We start from the raw sequence: 14,461 nt of genomic DNA, 5'->3' as shown, positions 1-14,461 counted from the left end.
GTTTAGCACAGAGTGGTTTTTTTTTGTCCCGATATCCTGCCCCCAGTCGGGGGGCTGCCGTTTACGGGTAGCTCCAGCCAAGCCTTACTATGAATGATCTGCCGAAGCAGTTCTGAACAAAAGCCTGACCCTGGTAAAGGCAGGAGCAACAATGATAGAACTGAAAAACCTTAACAAAGTCTTCAAGGCTGGCAATAAAGAGGTTAAAGCCGTGGATGGCATTAACCTGTCAGTGCCTGAAGGTTCCATTTATGGCGTGATCGGCTCCAGTGGTGCCGGTAAAAGTACGCTGATACGCTGCGTTAACCTCCTGGAGCGGCCTACATCGGGTCAGGTAGTGGTTGATGGGCAGGATTTGATGCAGCTGAATCATAAGCAGTTGCGCGATGCCCGTCGCAATATTGGTATGATCTTTCAGCACTTTAATCTGCTGTCCAGTCGCACCGTCTTTGACAATATTGCACTGCCTCTTGAGTTGGCAGGTGCCAGTCGTCAGACGATTGAAGAAGCTGTACTGCCTTTACTCGAATTGACCGGGTTGTCCGATAAGCGCGATAGTTATCCGTCTCAGTTATCAGGTGGGCAGAAACAGCGGGTTGCTATTGCCCGTGCCCTGGCCAGCAAACCGAAAGTGTTGTTGTGTGATGAGGCAACGTCGGCACTCGATCCACAGACAACAGCCTCTATTCTGGCGCTGCTGAAAGATATTAACCGTCAGCTGAAGATTACCGTACTGATCATTACCCACGAAATGGATGTGGTGAAGAGTGTCTGTGATCGTGTGGCGATTTTAAGCCATGGTCGTTTGGTTGAAGAAAACGACGTCGAGCAGTTTTTCCTGAATCCACAAACCGAGCTGGCTCGTGATTTTGTTCGTAGTGCCATTCATGAAAAGCCGGTAGCGGAAGTGGAAAGTCGTTTTCAGCAGGAGAAAACGCCAGGTGCCAACCCGGTTATTCGAATCACCTTTGTTGGGCAGCGGGTGGTTGAGCCGTTGATTACTCAGGCGGCAAGAAAATATGATACCGACTTTGTCATTTTGCAGGCGGACATTGAAACCGTGCATGACAAGGTAATGGGTTTTCTGATGGTGGAAGTGATCGGTGATGAGGCGTCTGTTGATGCTTCGCTGGACTTTCTGAACGAAAACGTACAAGTAGAGGTGGTAGGTTATGTCGGCTGATTCCTGGGCATTGCTGGCCCGTTCGCTGTGGGAAACACTCTACATGACCGGCCTGTCCGGTTTGATGAGTTTTGTTTTTGGTATACCGCTGGGTGTGCTGTTATACATCACCAGGCCCGGGCGCTTTATGGCGAGCCCGGCGATTAACAGGGTGCTGGGAGCGGTGGTTAATGCTACACGTTCTGTGCCGTTTATTATTCTGATGGTGGCTATTATCCCGCTGACCAGAATGCTGGTGGGGACATCCATTGGCACCACGGCTGCTATTGTGCCGCTGACGCTGTCTGCCATTCCTTTTGTCGCAAGAATTGCTGAAGGTGCCATCAATGAAGTACCGGGTGGCCTGATTGAAGCCGCTCAGGCTATGGGGGCAACCCCTTTGCAGATTATTAGTCGTGTGCTGCTGCCAGAGGCTCGTCCGGGGCTGATTAACGGCATGACCATTACCCTGGTGACGCTGGTTGGATATTCCGCCATGGCGGGAGCCATTGGCGGTGGAGGCCTGGGCGATCTGGGTATCCGTTATGGTTATCAGCGTTTCGACGGCGTGATTATGCTGGCGACGGTTGTCGTGTTGATCGTACTGGTGCAATTGGTACAATCCGCAGGCGACAGGTTGCAGGCGTATTTTGACAGAAGTCATTGACCAGATAGAAGTCATTGACCAGATAGAAGTCATTGACCAGATAGAAGTCATTAAAAATAAATCATTAACTATAAAAGCACCCACTTGGAGAAGTAAAAAATGAAGGCTATCAATAAATTAAAAGCACTGGCCGGTACAGTTGTCATTGCCGCCAGCGCCATGCTGACCGGTTGTGGTGGCAGCGACTCTGCAGATGACACCCTGAAAGTCGGTGTCATGGCCGGTCCTGAGGCGGACGTTATGAAAGTGGCTGCCGCGAATGCTGAAGCGGACTATGGTGTAAAGGTTGAGCTGGTTGAGTTTTCTGACTACATCTCTCCAAACATGGCGCTGGCAGACGGTTCCATTGATGCCAATGCTTTTCAGCACCGTCCTTATCTGGATAGCATGGTTGAAGATCGTGGTTTTAAGTTTGCTGTGGTGGGCAATACCTTTGTGTATCCAATTGGTGCCTACTCCAATAAAATCAGCGATATAAGCGAGTTGCAGGACGGAGCTAAGGTGGCTATTCCCAATGACCCGAGCAACGAAGGCCGCACCCTGATCCTGATGCACAAGAAGGGGCTGATTACGCTGAAAGATATTAGCAACCTGGAAGCGACGCCAAAGGATATTATCGAGAATCCTAAGCATCTTGACTTTATTGAACTGGACGCTGCCCAGTTGCCGCGTTCTATGGATGACGTTGATCTGGCATTTATTAACTCCACTTATTCTGTTGCGGCTGGTCTGCTGCCAACCCGTGATGCGTTACTGGTGGAAGACAAGGATTCTCCTTATGTGAATATCATTGTCAGCCGTGAGGACAATAAGGACGATGAGCGTATTACCAGGCTGGTGAAGGCTTACCAGACTGAATCGGTGGAAGCTAAAGCTGAAGAGTTGTTCAAAGGTGGTGCAGTGGCTGGCTGGAAGTAACTGCTAACGGTTAACGATGCACTTTAAAGCCCCTGCCTGTTTAACTCAGACAGGGGCTTTTGCTATCTGGCTATTCAGGTAGTGCCATGTGCCGAATCGGGAAGGGTTTGCTCATGTTGCTCAGCGGGGAGTGGCTGATTAGTTTAGAAGTATCTGGAATAGTGTATCAAAAGAGACTCAGGAAAGTTTTAACAAACAATTCTTCAGGTAACAGTCTTTTTACATTAGGAGTGAGCTGAATATGACGTATTTTCGAGGAGGGGCGATAGTGTCCTGACTCGTTGTTCCATCCGACTAATTTACTGTCAAAGAACTCTAACTCACCCGCGTATAACACGTCTCTCCTAAAGGTAATGGAAGAATGCCCTTCAATGGTTTGGTCTTTATTAATAAAGGGGTTTGAAGGCTGTGCTCCGACCATGACCAGCTGAGGGTAGTCCGCTAAAATGGCATACATAAATACACCCTCACACAGGCTTGGAATAGTGGTATTAGCGTTGTTAAATAAAGGGCTGGGCATTAAATAATAATTTTCTCCTGATTTTTCTAATAAAAAAATACTGTTTTTGTGACCTGGTCGCTGTGGGTAAATATGTGGCTGCATCCTGATTGGTGTTATTTGACTCAGGTAGCCGTACAGTTTTTCTACATCAATGCGACCCATGACTGATTCTTTCTGACTTCGTTACACTGGCATTATAGTTATCTGGTACCTCTTCTGTTGTTAATTTAGAGAGCGCCTGAGACTGACTGCTCAGGCGTGCTGTGGAGGGGCTTTTCAGAAGATAGCGTTGGCAAGCAAGTAGCCAGTGACACAGGCGATGCTGACAGAAATAAGGCCTGGCACCATGAAACTGTGGTTAAAGTAGAATTTACCAATTCGCGTAGTACCTGAAGCATCGAAGTTGCAGGTTGCGATATCGGATGGGTAGTTTGGAATAAAGAAGTAACCGTAGCAGGACGGCATCAGGCCGATCAGTACCGCAGGCGGCAGACCCATTGCCATACCCACAGGCAGCATCATACGACACACGGCAGCCTGAGAATTCACCACCACAGACACCACAAACATTGCCAGGGCGAAGGTCCATGGGTAGTTCTGCACCATGCCGACGATACTGGTTTCGAAGGTTGGCATTGCGTGACGGAAGTAGGTGTCACTCATCCAGGCAATACCAAAAATAGCCAGGGCTGCGACCATGCCGGACTTGAATACCACACCTTCAGGTACCTTGGAGGTGGGGGTTTTCGTCACCAGCAGAATGATACCGCCGAAGGCCAGCATCATCATCTGGATGATGGTGGACATGCCAATTGTTGAACCCTGAACGGTACGAACCGCCGGGAACATTGCCACGGCAACAATAGAGACCAGTGCCAGTAGAAACAGTACAACAGAGTTTCTGGCTGAGGGCGGCAGTTGCACATCCAGAGAGGTTGCCGTGGTGGACAGAATCTTCTCACGCATGTCCGGATCCTGCATACGACGCTGGTATTCTTTGTCGTCTTCCAGCTCAACGCCCCGGCGCATGCTGTACAGGGACATCAGCAAGGTACCCAGCAAGGTGGCAGGAATGGTGACACCCAGAATGTGGAACAGGGTAATGCTGCTGGTCATTTCGCTCATGGAAGTCAGGTAGAATACCACGGCAGCAGACAGAGGGCTGCCGGTAATACCCATCTGGGAGGCAACAGAGGCGGCAGCCATTGGGCGTTCGGGACGAATTTTGTTCTTCATTGCCACGTCGCCGATGATTGGCATGATTGAGTACACGGCATGACCGGTTCCCAGCATCAGCGTCATGGTGTAGGTCACGATGGGAGCGATAATAGTGACCCGTTCCGGGTGCTTGCGCAGAATACGCTCTGCTACTTGCAGCATGTATTTCAAACCGCCAGCGGCTTCCAGAATCGATGCACAGGTGACGACCGCCATGATAATCAGCATGACATTAACGGGTGGGGAACCGGGGGCCATTTTGAAGATGAAGACCTCAACCAGAAGGCCAATACCGGAGACGACACCCAGACCAATGCCACCAAAACGGCTGCCCAGATAGAGCATTAAAAGAAGAAAAACAAACTGCAGAATTAACATGTAGGAACTACTTAATCGAGTTAACAAGAGGAATATGAAAAGCTCAGTCCCCAATTGTTTACTATATTAAGTTTTCAATCGTTGATTGTGGTCAATATTTCATCAGTAAATGCGAACCGCAGTATGGGTGGTGGGTATACTGATTACAGGTTGATTGTTTAAGTGTGTGTTTTTTTGGCCGCTTTCAGGTCAGAGGCAAGCATAACTTTAACCATAACACCCAAAAACGGCAAAGCCCGGAAGAGCTACAATTACTAACTGTTTTTTTCATGTATGCGGAGCTGAACCTTTCCGCTTTTCACAACATCTGAAGATTTCAGCATTTTAAAAAACTCCTTCGGAGAGTCCAGCCCGTCTACATCTAACGTCAGCTCAGAGAGAACTCTCCCCTCAGTCTGTGATGTCCGTACAGATACTACCGACAGACCGGAAGAATAGTTATTTATTTTCTTAAATATATCCATAAGAAAGCTCGTAACGTCTTTATCGAGAACTTTCTCTGGCGTCATCTCATCAACTATCTGCTGGTGGGTGAAAGAAAGCGTGAATCTTTTAACTTGGAGCGATTTCAGACAACAATCGTACGTTCCCAGACCCGCGCTAGCACCACCCAAGATAGAACAGCAATGCATGCAGATACCGCCATAGTTGCAACAGCAGCTACACAGGCCATCTTCCGCAATCCTCCCCAGAAAAGCCACAAAACACTGTGTGGTCGCCAGCTTATGGCAACATAAAAACCAACAGGTAAAACCTAATGGGGCAACCATAGCTCCTGCGACAGATGAGATAACGTAACGTGCAAACCCGAGGTGAGACCCGGGCCTTTGAAATGCTTCTCCAGATAATCGCATGACCGCCACAAAGGTGCGAATATCATTTTGAGTCCTCATTTGCGGAGCGTTAGCAGCGCTATCCTCATCAATGTCGTAGGCAGGTTTCAGACTGTAATTCCTGTAGGTACCCGGGATAACATCAGACACAAAGCCTGAACTTTCCTCTTCATGAATAGAATAATGTGCGGGTTGTCTGCCTATAGATTGGGGTTGTACCCTCACGCTACCGCTATCCGAGGACTGACTGGGCAAAGGTAGCGTATCCATGCTCATGTATTGGCGGAGATCAACCCGGTTATAGCGCGGGTCATAGCTGTTACAGCTTTCATTTTCATAGCCTTCATTTTCATAGCCTTCATTTTTATCCTCATATTCACCTGTACTCCTTCTCTGGAGCGATAGGCAATTGCAGGGCTCATTCGGATGTTCATTACACTCCCTTTCCTCATGGTCAGCTGGCACACTGATTAATACTGTGACTGGCTTACCATTTACATTATCGAAGGTAAGCCAGAAGTACGGCACAGAACTGTCAGTTTCACTAGTCGGTGGATCCCTGGCATCCAGCTCAGCCCTGAGAATATTTTCTCTCTCATTACCCCTGCCTGCCCAGGGAAAAAAGTCCTCTAACCCAGCCCAGCCATAACTGCTAATCAGCAAAAAACCAATAACAATACACCAGTGATAAAGGCCTCTTACACACGAATTTAACTTTAACATTAATGGTACTCAGCAATTCTAATGAATGGGAAAAGTCCACCTTTTCTAGATTTGAAAGATAATTTTTAATTTTTATCAGGTCATAAATTTAGCTTGTTTCATTAGCAACAACACAAATAAATAATTTTCAGATTATCATTAGTATCGTTAAAGGCATTGCGGGCTGGGATGGCCAGGGATTTGGTAGTGAAAAGTGTCAGGAATCGCAAACATGACGAAGACAGTTGGTAGTCACTGTTATCCCTGGCTTCGTTGCTTTTCGTCACTCTGGCACAAAGTGACGCTTGCCTCTGTCCTGAAGGCCATAAAATTTGCTAAGATAATCCGTTATTTCGCGAATCGACTGGGTTTCCTGATTTTCTGAACTGGCAGGTGACTGGTTTGCCAGATACTCCAGTCAGGCTTTTCAGGATGGTCGACATCACTCAACCTTGCATGAGGGCGGGGGTACTTCATGGCTGTAGTTGCCAAAAAGTCATCCATGATTTTTTTCTCGGATCCGGCTGACCATTACTGTCACCGGGTTCGTATTGTTCTGGCGGAAAAGGGCGTTGCGGTTGACATCCAGAATGTCAATCCTGAAAACCTGCCGCAGGAATTATCGGATATGAATCCATACAATACACTGCCAACTCTGGTTGACCGTGAGCTGGTGCTGTATGAGCCAAACGTGATGATGGAATACCTCGATGAGCGTTTTCCTCATCCGCCACTGCTGCCTGTTTACCCGGTGAGCCGTGCGCAGAACCGTCTGATGATGCATCGCATCCAGAAAGACTGGTGTGCGCTGGTTGATATCATTATGAATCCGAACACCAAGGAAACGCCTGCTAACCGCGCGCGCAAAGAGCTGCGTGAAAGCCTGCTGGCCATTGCTCCGATTTTTGCTGAAAAGCCTTATTTCATGAGCGATGAGTTTACCCTGGTGGATTGCTGTGTAGCGCCGATTCTGTGGCGTCTGCCTGCAATGGGTATTGAGCTGCCTAAGCAGGGCAAGCCAATTCTGCAATACGCTGAACGCCTGTTTGCACGAGAGTCTTTCCAGGAAAGTCTGTCTGAAATCGAAAAAGAAATGCGCGAATAATCGCGCTTTTTTGTGGGTTGCTGCCAGATGGCGCACTGGCGCTGATGGCAGTTGTTACCCGGGACAGTAGGGTCCTTCAATCCGGAGACAGATATGACAATGACCAGTAGTCGTCCATATATTGCCCGTGCGCTGTATGAATGGATTCTAGATAACGACTGTACGCCTTATATTCTGGTGGACGCTGCTCGCCGTGGTGTTGAAGTGCCTCGTGAGTTCGTCAAGGACGGTCAGATTGTGTTGAATATTTCTCCATCGGCGGTGCGGGCTCTGCAGATGGAAAATGAGATGATCACGTTCAGTGGGCGCTTTGGCGGTGAAGCTCTGACTATCACGATTCCTATTGATGCTCTGATGGCTATTTATGCCCGTGAGAATGGCCAGGGTATGGTGTTTGAGGTTGAGCCTCAGATGGAAGAAGCTGAAGAGCCGGAAGCGGGTATCGGTCTGGTAGAGGTATCTTCTGAGCCGAAACCTGCTGAGCAGAAACTGGCAGAGGTTGAGAAGCCTGATGATTCAGGTGATAAACCTAAAAAACCGGGTCGGCCAAATCTGAAAGTGGTTAAGTAAACTGAAAGGCTGCCAGTGGGCGGCCTTTTTTTTGCCTGAAAAGGCTGCACGATAGTAGCGATTGAAAGTCGGAAATACTATTACTTATCGCTGTAATGAGGGTGTCATGAAATTAAGTAGTTATAAATTAGCTATCGAATATTTTTGACCGTCCGGTTACTAAAAATAGTTATTCCAATTCTACCGGCAGCGCTCAGTGTAGTGATTATACTCCAGCTATCACCAACAACACCTGCGTTACTGCTTCAACGAAAATGAAAACCGTTTTACCTATCACAGATGGGGCCATTAGAGAAACCCTGCAGATCGCCAGGAGTCATGGCCCAACACCCTATGTCAGAGAAAGAGCACACGCTGTACTGCTCAGCTCTCGTGGCTTTCCTATGGCTCAAATTGCCGATATCTTTGAGGTTCAGTACCAGACGGTATCACGCTGGCTTGATGACTGGGAGGATTATGGTATTCGAGGGCTATACAAAACACACGACGGAGGGAAGAAACCTATTTACAATTCTGAAGAAGAACTGCGCATTAAAGAACTGGTGGCTAAGGAACCCCGCCGTATATCATATGTCCAATCCAAAATCGAAGAGGAAACAGGCAAATCCGCATCAAAGACGACAATAGGTAGAATAATAAAAAAGCTGGGGATGGTTTACAAAAGACTCCGTAAATCATGCAAGCATAAAAGAGATGAGGAGCAGTTTCAGCGTAGTAAGGCAGCATTGAAAGATGCTCAAGAAGCTGAAGATAAAGGTTTAATTAATTTGTTCTATTTTGACGAGTCAGGGTTTAGTCAGGAGCCTTGCGTACCTTATGGCTGGCAGGAGAAAGGCAAACAGCTCCGTATACCTTCAGTAAAAAGTAAAAGAATCAATGTTCTGGGGTTTATGAACCGTTCCTGTGAACTGTTTTATTACCCTGTAATTGGATCAGTTGATAGCAAGACAGTCATTGATATTTTCGACTATTTTGCCTATCAGATGACAGCTCCAGAGTACGGAGGAGATGATCGTTACACTGTGGTCATTATTGATAATGCCAGCATTCACACCAGTAAAGCGTTCCGAGCAAGAATTGATGACTGGATTCTTGAGAAAAAAATGATTGTTTTATTTCTCCCCACATACTCTCCCGAGCTCAACCTGATTGAGATTCTATGGGATAAGGCTAAATATGAATGGATCGATATATTATCAATTGTGAATTTCAGAGGCTTTGAGAAAGAGGTAAAGCGAGTTTTTGATGGGGTCGGTCAGGAATATATGATTTCGTATGCATGACTACTTAACAATAATAACGGGTAGTCATCGGCAGGAATCCCAGAGTGAGCGGATCGGTCATGTTTTGCGTGAAAGGGTCGAGGCGCTTGGGCTGTTTGATGGCTGCGAGGTGCTGAGTCTGTCAGGCAATCCTCTGCCACTCTGGGATGAGGTGATTTTCAGCGGTGATGAGCAGTGGAAAGCCCTGCTGTCTCCCTGGCGGCAGAGACTCAGGGAAAGCGATGCGCTGATCGTGGTAACGCCGGAATGGAACGGGATGGTGCCGTCAGCCCTGAAAAATTTCTTTCTTTTATTTGGTGCTGCAGAGCTGGGGCATAAGCCGGCGCTGATTACTGCGGTGTCCACCGGGCAGGGTGGGTCTTATCCGATCGCTGAATTAAGGATGAGCAGTTATAAAAATGCCCGGCTCTGTTTTATTCCGGAACACCTGATTATCAGGGATGTGGCTTCGGTGTTTACCGGAGGAGATCAAGAGGCAGACAGGCAGCTGCAGGATCGGACTGATTATGCCTTGAGCCTGTTATCAGAATACGGCAAGGCATTGCAGCAGGTACGCGGCAGTGGCGTGATTGACCATAAAGCTTTCAGGAATGGTATGTAGTTCATGGAAGGGTTGCCGGGTGGAGTTAAGCCGATCAGGCGATTGTATGTTGCTGCTCCGCCCAGCATAAAAAATTACCGATTAACTGAACGCCTTGCTCACCGGAGGTTTCAGGGTGAAACTGCACTCCCAGAAACGGTCGGTCTGTAATCTGAAACGCTTCCACGCTGTAGTGGTCAGATTGTGCCAGTACGTGCATCGTATCGGATGCGTGAATACCTTCGCAGTGATCCTCGGAAAATTGATTTGAAGTCAGGTTGGCGAAAAGCGGATGCGGCGCAATGACTGTGATGTTGTCACTTTTTCTGCGTTCCTCTCCACGGTAAACCTGACCGCCGAATGTCAGGGCGATGGCCTGATGCCCCAGGCAGATACCAAGGGTTGGTAATTCAAGGTGTTTCAGAAACTGGAATGACTGCATGAGTTGATCATGCTTTTGCGGGCTTTCGGTAAACAGGTGAGGGCCACCTGAGATGATAACGGCCGTTGATCCAGTGAAATCCCATTGATTGGCATCCTGCAGATCAATGCCGATCGTTTTATAGCCGTGATGTCTTACAGCGTGAACAATTTTGGGAAATTTATCGCTGCCGCAATTGATAGTGACAATGTCTTTGCTGCTCATGACGTTTTCTCTTTTCAGACAACGATCTGGAGTCGATTTCAGATCGTTGTCAGTATCGTCTGCTAATTATAAATAGTCACTCAGCGAACGTATTCGAAGACTTTTACAACCTTCTGAACACCTCTCGTATTACGGGCTGCCTCAACGGCGCTACTGGCTTCTTTTGGAGTCGCCAGTCCCATCAGGTAGACCGTACCTTTTTCGGTATTGACCTTCACTTTGTCGGCGGAAACAATTTCGTCCTGAATGAGCTTGGTCTTGATTTTTGTGGTCAGCCAGGCGTCGCTGCTGTGTTCCATAACACCGGCAGGCTGGCCGATGGTTAGCTCGTTATACACTTTGCGCACGTTCTGGATGGGGGTAACAACCCGGGCAGCTTCATCTTTCAGTGACTGGTTGGGAACCTGGCCAATGATCAGCACTATACCGTTAAAGCTGATCACTTTAATGCGACTGTTTAGTCTGAATTCATCGCTGGATTTGTTGATATTGACTTCGGCAACGGTTTCTATGGTCTGGTCATCCAGCCAGTTGCCCCAGGAGCGTTCGGTGGGGTCCATGCGAATCGGGTCTTCATTAACGCCATCCACTACAGTGGCGCAGCCGGTCAAAAAGATTAAAAGTCCGGATAGCAGGCTGGCAAAAAACAATCGTTGGGTGCGTTTCACTCAATACTCCTTTACTGTTTTTTCTATGAAATTATTTCATCACCTTTTTATTGTTCAGGGTGACGAAAAATGTTTCCGTCGCTCAAGGCAGTCTGGTTTCTTTCACCAGTTGTTCAGATAAAAGACTTCTGCAGTTTATCCGGTTGAGAACAGGGATTCGTCTATCAGGTCGCACAGGCAGTGAATAATCAGGGTGTGTACTTCCTGAATACGTGGTGCGTCGTTTGCTGGTACCCTGATTTCAATGTCTTCCGGGTGCAGCAGTCTGGACATGTCTCCCCCGTCCTTGCCAGTCAGGGCAATGATCGTCAGATCCCGGTCGTGGGCTGCCTGAATAGCCTGCACGACGTTAGGGCAGTTGCCTGTGGTGGAAAAAGCCAGCAGAACGTCCCCCTGCTGGCCAAGCGCGCGAATCTGTTTGGAGAAAATCTCATTAAAACTGCTGTCGTTGGCAATTGAGCTGATGGTCAGGCTGTCTGCGCACAGGGAAACGGCGGGCAGCGAGGGGCGCTCCCGTTCAAACCGGTTCAGCAGTTCGGAGACGAAATGTTGAGCATCGCCCGCAGAGCCGCCATTGCCGCAGGCGAGAATTTTGCCATCATTCAACAGACATTGAACCATGACGTCTGCAGAGTCTGCGATGTAAGGAGGCAGGGCGTCGGCAGCACGAATTTTTGCGTCAATGCTGTCCGAGAAATGACGTATTATCAAGTCATGCATGTCTCGAGTCCTGAACGTTTAGAAACGCCTCATAAAAACCGTTAAAAAATACCTTGTAACCATTCTATCGGTTTTGGCGCTCGTTCGTCATTGCTACTTATAACGTGACGAGTAACGGTGTCAGTTTGATTAATAATCAGAACGGCATCGAAACGGCAGTGACGATGCTGATGCTTTCTGTGGTTTTGAAGAAAATGTTCAGCGGTGCGGCGGATTTTTCGCTGTTTGGCAGGTGTAATGCTGGCTGCTGCTCCGCCAAACTGCTGGCTGTTGCGACTGCGAACTTCTACAAACACCAGAGTTTCGCCATCCAGCATAACCAGATCGAGTTCGCCAAAGCGACAGGCGTAGTTCCGGGCGACCAGCTTCAGCCTGTTTGCCTTGAGGTGCTGCAGCGCCAGGTGTTCGGCCCTGGCGCCAGTATTACTCTGAAGTTTGAGCCGCCAGTACATCAGTATTTTGTACCGGAATGGGGAGTGGTGTCAGTTGACCATTGCGAAAGATCTGCCACGGCAGTTCCCGGCTGACACGCCCCTGTTCATTAATGCTGAGCCAGCCAGTCAGGGCATCAATGCGACTGCCACTCAGACTGCGCAGCTGTTGCAGTCGTGGGTGCAGGTTATAGCTGTCAGCACCCAGGGCAAAAAGACTGCCGTATTGACCGCGTGCTGTGGACCAGGTGTCGGTGATAGATAGTTTGAGTGGTGAACTCTGTCCGGGTATATACCACGGCATTACAGGTATCCTGAGGAAGTTCAGGTCCTGGTCTCGACTTCGGCTCGTTTGCCCGGAATAGGCGTTCGAGGTCGCATAAGTGGGGATGTCGCCTGCGTACTGGTAGGCGATTGCCGGTTTGATCTGTCTGGCTTCCTCGGGGGAGGTAGCCATGAAGATCATGTCGACATCCTGTCGGCGCCTTGGTTCGAAGCCTATCTGTTCTCTCAGTAATCGGCTGATCTGACGGGCGCGTTGCTGGCTTTTATCGACCAGCAGGGCTTCGCCTGCCAGTGTGCTGTACTCACTCTGTTTATCGAACTGACTGATTCCTGCCACTTCACCGTTGAGCTTTTTCCATTCTGCCGTAAAGCTTTCAACGGCTCTCTGGCTCCAGGAGGCATTGGATGTGAAGATTAATGCACGACGGTGTCCATCCAGAATGCCTCGCTGTGCAGCCAGTTTTGCTTCGTCTTCCGTTGACAGGCCGAACTGGTAAAAGCCGAGCCCACCGGTACCATTTGGCTGGCTGATATCGGCATAGTTTGAATCAACATAGTTGAGCGCCAGAATAGTCAGGCCTTCTGGCGGTGACTGTTTCAGCCTGATGACATTGCCTTTGTCCAGAGGGCCGATGATCAGTTCTGCTCCTTCATCTCGGGCCTTTTCTGCCAGCTCAGGGATGTCAGCCTTGTAGGTGTCGAAAAACAGGACCTCAGGGGTATGTTGGCTGTCCGAACCAGAATGGTCAGCAATGGCAAAGTAATAAGCAGCCATAAAACCATCCCTTACCGACTTGCCTGCCGTAGCCAGTGGTCCGCTGGTTGGTAGCAGCAATGCAATTTTCTGCGGACGACTGACCGCTTCAGGGCTCAGTGTGTCCAGGTTTGCAGGGAGGAATTGACTGGCGGGATGGTCACTCCACTGACTTCTCCACTGGTTAAGGTTTTCCAGTTGCTGGTCAAGCGCTTTGCCCGGACTGTAAATCATAGCCAGTTCCAGCCAGCCCTTGAGGCTGGTATCCCTGGTCTGAGAATTAAGTGCCATCAGGCGGTCGTGAGGCACGTGCAGTAATGTTGTCCAGAAACCCTGATAAAGCGCTTCCTGCTGATCGGTATGAAGGTTGGGAATGGCCGAAAGCCACTCATCCAGCGCTGCCAGATATTCGCCATAGCGGTTAAAGGCTTTGGCACGCAGTATGTGAGAGCGATTAACCAGGTTAGGGTCACTGCTGTTGATAACAGGCTTGCGGTCCAGCCAGTGAAATACTTCCCAGTTCTGTCCATTATGCTCGGCAATTTCAGCCCGTATCAGGGAGAGATTCGCCTGAAGTTCAGAGGGCAGGTTGTCGTATTGCAGGCTTTCCAGAACGGTTTGAGCCCGGTAGGGCTGGTCGCTCATCAGCTTCTTCGCTGCCTGAATTTTCAGCTTTGCATTTTCCGGAAAAGTGGCACGCTCTGCCTGAACCAGAAGCTGATCGGCTGTCCGGGGAGTCGTTTCCACCCCGGGCAGGGGTTGTTGAATGACCTGCTGCGTTGGCTGGGAAGAACAGCCTGCCAGGATGGCAGTAATGATCAGGGCTGTGATCGGTCTGAATCTGGAAGGGTTGTCCCTCATAAAATCCTCATTATTAATGAGAGCTGACAAGCACGTGGCCTTTTCAGTGGATTAGACATTGTACCCCAACAGTTATTGTCGTGAGAAATATTTCCTGTGTCTGTGCTGTAAAGCTTTTGGCGGTTGTGGCTTGTGCTGTTGTCTCGCTGTAGACTTCGCCATTTAGTTAACTGGCTTG

15 protein-coding genes are annotated in these 14,461 nt (G+C 48.9%); 7 read left to right on the top strand and 8 right to left on the bottom strand.

Features of this window, described 5'->3' with window-relative positions; all coding sequences use genetic code 11:
* Positions 1–151: 151 nt before the first annotated feature.
* The 3 genes from NX722_RS13370 (at position 152) to NX722_RS13360 (ending at position 2,747) form a co-directional block, all read left to right on the top strand.
* Complete coding sequence (locus NX722_RS13370; protein WP_262568416.1) at positions 152–1,183, top strand: methionine ABC transporter ATP-binding protein; 1,032 nt, start codon at positions 152–154, stop codon at positions 1,181–1,183.
* A complete protein-coding gene (locus NX722_RS13365; RefSeq protein ID WP_262568415.1) occupies positions 1,173–1,829 on the top strand; it encodes a methionine ABC transporter permease in 657 nt (218 codons plus the stop codon). Before NX722_RS13370 ends, NX722_RS13365 begins: the two co-directional genes overlap by 11 nt.
* 99 nt (positions 1,830–1,928) lie before the next feature.
* On the top strand, positions 1,929–2,747 hold the full coding sequence (locus tag NX722_RS13360; protein WP_262568414.1) for a MetQ/NlpA family ABC transporter substrate-binding protein: 819 nt from the start codon (positions 1,929–1,931) through the stop codon (positions 2,745–2,747).
* Positions 2,748–2,913: 166 nt separating this feature from the next.
* Here the strand turns inward: NX722_RS13360 and NX722_RS13355 are convergent, their stop codons facing one another.
* The 3 genes from NX722_RS13355 to NX722_RS13345 form a co-directional block, all read right to left on the bottom strand.
* Positions 2,914–3,411, bottom strand: a complete 498-nt coding sequence (locus tag NX722_RS13355; RefSeq protein ID WP_262568413.1) for a hypothetical protein — start codon at positions 3,409–3,411, stop codon at positions 2,914–2,916.
* A gap of 114 nt (positions 3,412–3,525) precedes the next feature.
* Entirely contained in the window at positions 3,526–4,845 is a 1,320-nt protein-coding gene (locus NX722_RS13350; protein ID WP_262568412.1) for an anaerobic C4-dicarboxylate transporter, read from the bottom strand.
* A 254-nt stretch (positions 4,846–5,099) separates the two neighbouring features.
* A complete protein-coding gene (locus NX722_RS13345; protein ID WP_262568411.1) occupies positions 5,100–6,401 on the bottom strand; it encodes a hypothetical protein in 1,302 nt (433 codons plus the stop codon).
* A gap of 454 nt (positions 6,402–6,855) precedes the next feature.
* On the opposite strand from NX722_RS13345, the gene NX722_RS13340 reads away from it, so the two are divergent.
* The 4 genes from NX722_RS13340 (at position 6,856) to NX722_RS13325 (ending at position 9,939) form a co-directional block, all read left to right on the top strand.
* Positions 6,856–7,485 (top strand): glutathione S-transferase N-terminal domain-containing protein, encoded by a 630-nt coding sequence (locus NX722_RS13340; RefSeq protein WP_262568410.1) that lies wholly within the window; start codon positions 6,856–6,858, stop codon positions 7,483–7,485.
* Between the two features lie 99 nt (positions 7,486–7,584).
* Entirely contained in the window at positions 7,585–8,055 is a 471-nt protein-coding gene (locus NX722_RS13335; protein WP_262568669.1) for a ClpXP protease specificity-enhancing factor, read from the top strand.
* A 254-nt stretch (positions 8,056–8,309) separates the two neighbouring features.
* A complete protein-coding gene (locus NX722_RS13330) occupies positions 8,310–9,338 on the top strand; it encodes an IS630 family transposase (RefSeq protein WP_262563789.1) in 1,029 nt (342 codons plus the stop codon).
* Entirely contained in the window at positions 9,331–9,939 is a 609-nt protein-coding gene (locus NX722_RS13325) for an NADPH-dependent FMN reductase (RefSeq protein ID WP_262568409.1), read from the top strand. The genes NX722_RS13330 and NX722_RS13325 overlap by 8 nt, the downstream gene beginning before the upstream one ends.
* A gap of 34 nt (positions 9,940–9,973) precedes the next feature.
* Here the strand turns inward: NX722_RS13325 and NX722_RS13320 are convergent, their stop codons facing one another.
* The 5 genes from NX722_RS13320 to NX722_RS13300 form a co-directional block, all read right to left on the bottom strand.
* Positions 9,974–10,564 carry a type 1 glutamine amidotransferase gene (locus NX722_RS13320; protein ID WP_262568408.1) on the bottom strand — a complete coding sequence of 197 codons (591 nt, stop codon included), beginning with the start codon at positions 10,562–10,564 and terminating at the stop codon, positions 9,974–9,976.
* 80 nt (positions 10,565–10,644) lie between these two features.
* Entirely contained in the window at positions 10,645–11,232 is a 588-nt protein-coding gene (locus NX722_RS13315; protein WP_262568407.1) for a BON domain-containing protein, read from the bottom strand.
* Positions 11,233–11,367: 135 nt separating this feature from the next.
* Positions 11,368–11,952: a phosphoheptose isomerase gene (locus tag NX722_RS13310; RefSeq protein WP_262568406.1), complete on the bottom strand. Its 585-nt coding sequence runs from the start codon at positions 11,950–11,952 to the stop codon at positions 11,368–11,370.
* 41 nt (positions 11,953–11,993) lie between these two features.
* On the bottom strand, positions 11,994–12,404 hold the full coding sequence (locus NX722_RS13305; protein ID WP_262568405.1) for a YraN family protein: 411 nt from the start codon (positions 12,402–12,404) through the stop codon (positions 11,994–11,996).
* Positions 12,376–14,283, bottom strand: coding sequence for a penicillin-binding protein activator (locus tag NX722_RS13300; RefSeq protein WP_262568403.1), 1,908 nt, complete (start codon positions 14,281–14,283; stop codon positions 12,376–12,378). Before NX722_RS13300 ends, NX722_RS13305 begins: the two co-directional genes overlap by 29 nt.
* Positions 14,284–14,461: the final 178 nt, after the last annotated feature.

Origin of the sequence: Endozoicomonas gorgoniicola, assembly GCF_025562715.2 — a bacterium.
In the GTDB taxonomy this organism is placed as follows: domain Bacteria; phylum Pseudomonadota; class Gammaproteobacteria; order Pseudomonadales; family Endozoicomonadaceae; genus Endozoicomonas_A; species Endozoicomonas_A gorgoniicola.
The sequence above is the reverse complement of the archived record's forward strand: the minus strand, read 5'-3'. Positions and strand labels throughout refer to the sequence as shown.

What these genes read in the sequence shown, in the direction of transcription:
- NX722_RS13335 (WP_262568669.1), top strand. Translation starts at nt 7,585, where the DNA reads ATGACCAGTAGTCGTCCATATATTGCCCGTGCGCTGTATGAATGGATT.
- NX722_RS13360 (WP_262568414.1), top strand. Translation starts at nt 1,929, where the DNA reads ATGAAGGCTATCAATAAATTAAAAGCACTGGCCGGTACAGTTGTCATT.
- NX722_RS13350 (WP_262568412.1), bottom strand. Translation starts at nt 4,845, where the DNA reads ATGTTAATTCTGCAGTTTGTTTTTCTTCTTTTAATGCTCTATCTGGGC.
- NX722_RS13365 (WP_262568415.1), top strand. Translation starts at nt 1,173, where the DNA reads ATGTCGGCTGATTCCTGGGCATTGCTGGCCCGTTCGCTGTGGGAAACA.
- NX722_RS13300 (WP_262568403.1), bottom strand. Translation starts at nt 14,283, where the DNA reads ATGAGGGACAACCCTTCCAGATTCAGACCGATCACAGCCCTGATCATT.
- NX722_RS13330 (WP_262563789.1), top strand. Translation starts at nt 8,310, where the DNA reads ATGAAAACCGTTTTACCTATCACAGATGGGGCCATTAGAGAAACCCTG.
- NX722_RS13355 (WP_262568413.1), bottom strand. Translation starts at nt 3,411, where the DNA reads ATGGGTCGCATTGATGTAGAAAAACTGTACGGCTACCTGAGTCAAATA.
- NX722_RS13325 (WP_262568409.1), top strand. Translation starts at nt 9,331, where the DNA reads ATGCATGACTACTTAACAATAATAACGGGTAGTCATCGGCAGGAATCC.
- NX722_RS13340 (WP_262568410.1), top strand. Translation starts at nt 6,856, where the DNA reads ATGGCTGTAGTTGCCAAAAAGTCATCCATGATTTTTTTCTCGGATCCG.
- NX722_RS13345 (WP_262568411.1), bottom strand. Translation starts at nt 6,401, where the DNA reads ATGTTAAAGTTAAATTCGTGTGTAAGAGGCCTTTATCACTGGTGTATT.
- NX722_RS13310 (WP_262568406.1), bottom strand. Translation starts at nt 11,952, where the DNA reads ATGCATGACTTGATAATACGTCATTTCTCGGACAGCATTGACGCAAAA.
- NX722_RS13370 (WP_262568416.1), top strand. Translation starts at nt 152, where the DNA reads ATGATAGAACTGAAAAACCTTAACAAAGTCTTCAAGGCTGGCAATAAA.
- NX722_RS13320 (WP_262568408.1), bottom strand. Translation starts at nt 10,564, where the DNA reads ATGAGCAGCAAAGACATTGTCACTATCAATTGCGGCAGCGATAAATTT.
- NX722_RS13305 (WP_262568405.1), bottom strand. Translation starts at nt 12,404, where the DNA reads ATGTACTGGCGGCTCAAACTTCAGAGTAATACTGGCGCCAGGGCCGAA.